This is a genomic window from Evtepia gabavorous, assembly GCF_003425665.1.
Taxonomy (GTDB): Bacteria; Bacillota; Clostridia; order Oscillospirales; family Oscillospiraceae; genus Evtepia; species Evtepia gabavorous.
The window spans coordinates 1-4289 of sequence record NZ_QQRQ01000051.1; the positions used below are offsets into that span (position 1 = coordinate 1).

3 protein-coding genes and 1 rRNA gene are annotated in these 4289 nt (G+C 55.9%); 3 read left to right on the forward strand and 1 reads right to left on the reverse strand.

From position 1 onward, the window contains the following. Nucleotides 1-1385: phosphodiester glycosidase family protein (locus tag DV520_RS11930; RefSeq protein WP_133308873.1), on the reverse strand; the 1385-nt coding region annotated here is incomplete at its 3' end. A gap of 237 nt (nt 1386-1622) precedes the next feature. Here DV520_RS11930 and DV520_RS11935 point away from each other — a divergent pair. The 3 genes from DV520_RS11935 to DV520_RS11945 form a co-directional block, all read left to right on the forward strand. Beyond that, the gene (locus DV520_RS11935) at nt 1623-2990 is read left to right on the forward strand and encodes an MATE family efflux transporter (RefSeq protein WP_021918680.1); all 1368 of its coding nucleotides are present in this window, start codon (nt 1623-1625) and stop codon (nt 2988-2990) included. Then, on the forward strand, nt 2953-3831 hold the full coding sequence (locus DV520_RS11940; RefSeq protein ID WP_117143009.1) for a MerR family transcriptional regulator: 879 nt from the start codon (nt 2953-2955) through the stop codon (nt 3829-3831). The genes DV520_RS11935 and DV520_RS11940 overlap by 38 nt, the downstream gene beginning before the upstream one ends. A gap of 336 nt (nt 3832-4167) precedes the next feature. Further along, a 16S ribosomal RNA gene (locus tag DV520_RS11945) occupies nt 4168-4289 on the forward strand; the annotation flags it as partial.

Sequence of the window (4289 nt, forward strand, 5' to 3'; positions counted from 1 at the left end):
TGGTAGACGCCTGGAGCCGCCGGCGCGGTAAAGAGTCCGCTGGCACTGACCGCGTTATCCGCCGAGGACCAGGTTACATCGCCGGGGAGGGTGTCCATGGGATACCAGCCGGTGTCCATGGCGGAGGCCACGCACTGGGTGGTGGCGCCGGGCAGAAGGGTCAGGCTTTTGGGGGTGACGTAGAGGGAACCGGCTGTCCCGGTGGGGTTCAGGTTGGACAGCAGGAAGATGGCGTTGGAAACAGAGCGGGGGGTTCCCTCTGAGGGGCTGTTGATGGTAGAGGATGTACCGAAGTCGGGATACGTAGAAACCAGCGTGGTAGAACCGCCGCCGTCCAAAAGAACCGCGTTTTCACAGCCCAGCTCCTGGAGCCGCTGGGCCACCATTTGAATGGTGGCGCCGACGCTCAGGCCGCTCTGGCGGCCGTCGATGGTATAGAAGACAACGCTGCCATCCGGTTTCACTCCCACCGCGGTGCGGGGGGCGGAGGCCCCGTCGGAGATGCTGGTGTCCACCTTGCCGTCTTTCAGAATCCAATACATGGCGCCCACAGCGTGCTGGACGTTGTTCCAGCGGGTGTCTTCGCTGGAGATGTTGATGTCCACTGTATCGCCCACCTGGAGGGAGCGAATGGTCTCCTGAAGCCATTCCCCGCTTTTGTTGGAGATAGACATGATGAACTTGCCATCGGGAATGGCGGTGGCGCCGGAGGCCTCGATGACCTGCTCCACGGTGCAGGAGACGGTGCCGCCGATCTTTAATTGATCCCCCGGGGTGTTGGGGGCGAGGATCACATCCACCCCCTTTTGGGTGTTCTTGGTGGTGTTGCCAAAGTCATCGGTAAACAGATAGAAGCCGGTGTTGGTGCGGATCTTGTTGATGTCTGCGATCTTCAAGGACTGCCCCTTGAAATCCGCCATCAGGCTCAGGTTAGGGGTGCCGATGACGGCAGAGCCGTCGGCGTTAAAGCCGATGGCGTGGAGGTAGGAGGCGGAGGAGCGGAGGACGCCGTCCGTGATCACAATGCCCAAGGGGTCTCCTGTGGCCATGACAAAGTAGTCACCGTTGATGCCGCTGAGAACGCGGCGCCCGTTCTTTTCCAGGGCCTTGGCCATGGAGGTGACGGTCTGCTTGTCCGGGATGGAGCTGCCGAAGCTCACCACGGGGGAGATGCTGTCAGAGGGCTTGTAAGTGACATAATTTTCCGTCCGCAGGTCGGAACGGGAGGAACTCCACATGACTTCCCGCGTAAGCGTGGTGTCGTCACAAATGTCCAAGGTGTATCCATAGATTTTCCCGCCCAAAGCATCCGAGGCCAGAGCCGTGGAACAGAGCAGGACCGCGCAGAGCGCCAGTGCAGTGATTCGTCGAAGGATGGATTTCATAAGCGGTCTCCTTTGCGTCTTGTGTTGGTTGGATTTTTGACAATAAAATGGTTGCGTAGGATTTTTTTATTGTACCATAGGAGGAAAAGAAATGCAAAGTGAAGAAGGACGAAGAGGCCAGGAAGAAGCTGGATGGCGGGAAGCAGTCTCTGTTCCCGGGGAACAGAAGGGAAGCTTGGACTTGACTCTACAATAATAGTAGACTGGATAATGGGCGGGCAAAGGAGATGGTGAGAGATGGAACAAGCACCCAACGCGCTGACCAAGGGAAGTGTGGTCAAGGCACTGGTGACCTTTACGCTGCCGTTTTTGCTGGCCAATGTGCTCCAGTCCCTCTATGGGGCGGTGGACCTCTTTGTGGTAGGGCAGTACTGCGACGCTCAAAGTGTGGCGGCGGTGTCCACAGGGACCCAGGTGACCCAGATTGTCACCAGTTTGGTGACGGGACTGACCTTGGGAGGGACCATCCTCATTGGGAAATACACCGGGATGGAGCGGTGGGATAAGGTAAAAACGGCCATAGGGACCACCCTGTCCATTTTCGCGTTGGTGGCCCTGGCCCTGACGGCGCTGATGCTGCTGTTTGAGGCGCCGCTGCTGACTCTGCTGAATACCCCGGCGGAATCCTTTGAGGCGACCATGGAATATGTGGCCATCTGTGCGTGGGGGAATTTTTTCATCTGCGGCTACAATTCGCTCAGCGCCGTGCTCCGGGGCTACGGGGACTCAGTCCGTCCCATGTATTTTGTGGGGGTGGCCTGTGTGGTCAATATCCTGCTGGATTTTCTTTTCGTCAAGTACGTGGGCCTGGGGGCAGGGGGGACCGCGTTGGCGACGGTGCTTTCCCAGGGGGTCAGCATGGCCATTGGGATTGGGTATCTGAAAAGGAAGCGGTTTCTCTTTGATTTTAAGCCCGCCAGCTTTCGGATCGACCCTGCGATGGCCAAGGAATTGGCCAGGGTGGGTATCCCTATCTCCTTTCAGGAGCTCATGGTACGGATTTCCTTCCTTTATCTCACCGCTGTGATGAACCACTGCGGGGTGTATGCCGCGGCTGTGGTGGGCATTGGGAGCAAGTACGACGTGTTTTCCATGCTCTCTGCGACCTCCATCGCCAATGCGCTGGCGGCCATTACCGCCCAGAACATGGGGGCAGGGAAGCCGGAACGAGCGAGGAAATCGTTGTGGTACGGGCTGAGTTTTGCCCTTCTTGCCGCCTGCGCCTTCTGGACCTGGGCACAGGTGAGTCCGGAGACGATGATTGCCCTGTTTTCAGAGGACAGTGGAGTGATTGCAGCGGGGGTTCCATTTTTCCGGGCATGCAGTTATGATTATATTATGGTGGCCTTTGTGTTTTGCCTCAACGGCTACCTGAACGGACGGGCCAAGACCCTTTGGACCATGGTCAGCTGCACCTTCGGCGCACTGTGTCTGCGGATTCCCTTGGTCTGGTTTGTGAGCGGCCATTTTTCCCAGGACCTGGGTATGCTGGGGACCGTGGCGCCTGTGGTGTCGGGGATTATGGCACTGTATACTCTGCTCTATATACTTTGGGAGGGGAAGCAGGATGGCAAAAGAAAATCGAGAGCTCTTTCCCATCGGTGAGGTGGCAAAGATGTTCCGGGTCAGCGTAGGGACTCTGCGCCATTATGAGAAGATCGGCCTCCTGGCGCCGGAATTTGTGGCGCCGGATACAGGATACCGGTATTACAGCACCCGGCAGTTGGAGTGCCTGAATACCATCCGCTATCTGCGGGTGCTGGAAATGCCGTTGGAGCAGATACGGGAATTTCTCCAAAACCGGGAAGTGGAAAAGATACAGGAGATGCTCCAGCAGCAGAAAGAGGTGGTTGTCCAGAAACAGCGGGCGCTGGAGATTGTGCAGCGAAAGATAGAAAACCGCTTGCGGCAGATTCAGGATGCGCTGGCCTCAGAGCTGGATGTGATCCGGCAGGTCGATATGCCGGCCCGGCGGATTGCCTGGCTTCACGACACCCTGACCCCCAAAACCTATCTGGATTTAGAGCCCTCTATTCGGCAGCTGGAGCAGCCTGCGCAGGAGTCTGTGGTTTTTCTGGGGAAGGTAGGCGTGGGAATCTCCCGGGCGCGGCTGGAGGAAGGGACGTACACAGAATATGACCGGGTGTTTCTTCTCCTGGACCAGGAAGATGTCTATCAGGGGAAAGAGGAAGCGCTTCCGCCAGAGCGCTGCCTCACCGTGCGCTTTCGGGGCAGCCATCGGGAGGCGGAGGGATACTACCGGCGTCTGATGGAGTATATTCGGCGGGAGAGATTGGAGATTCTTGGGCCCTCAAAAGAGATCACAATGATTGACGATGGGATGACCAGCGACACAGAGAAGTTTGTAACAGAGATTCAAATTCCCGTGGGACCGTCTGAAGGGGAGACAGGATTTCGAAAAAAAGAGAAAGAAAATGAAAAATAAGGGTTGACATTCCAGGGGAGGCGTGGTATTCTATCAAAGCTATCGCGAGACACGGGCCGACAAGAGGTCAGGAAATGAAAAAAGTTTGAAAAAAACGGAAAAAATTTCTTGACAAAGCGTCGAAGCTGTGATAAAATACAGCTTACCCCGCAGAAGCGGTGTGCACCTTGTAAATTAAACAACGTAAGTAAGAAACACGAAGCACCAAAACGGACAAGTAGAAGTTGTCCATGAAGCTTAAGGCTTTGTGGGGCAACGTTTTATTTCTTTGAAGCTAATGATTAGCGATCAATGAATTGATTTGAATAGCGGCGAGAGCCGCTGTTTAGATACCATTTTATTGAGAGTTTGATCCTGGCTCAGGATGAACGCTGGCGGCGTGCTTAACACATGCAAGTCGAACGGAGGACCCTTGACGGAGTTTTCGGACAACGGATAGGAATCCTTAGTGGCGGACG

What these genes read in the sequence shown, in the direction of transcription:
- DV520_RS11935 (WP_021918680.1), top strand. Translation starts at nt 1,623, where the DNA reads ATGGAACAAGCACCCAACGCGCTGACCAAGGGAAGTGTGGTCAAGGCA.
- DV520_RS11940 (WP_117143009.1), top strand. Translation starts at nt 2,953, where the DNA reads ATGGCAAAAGAAAATCGAGAGCTCTTTCCCATCGGTGAGGTGGCAAAG.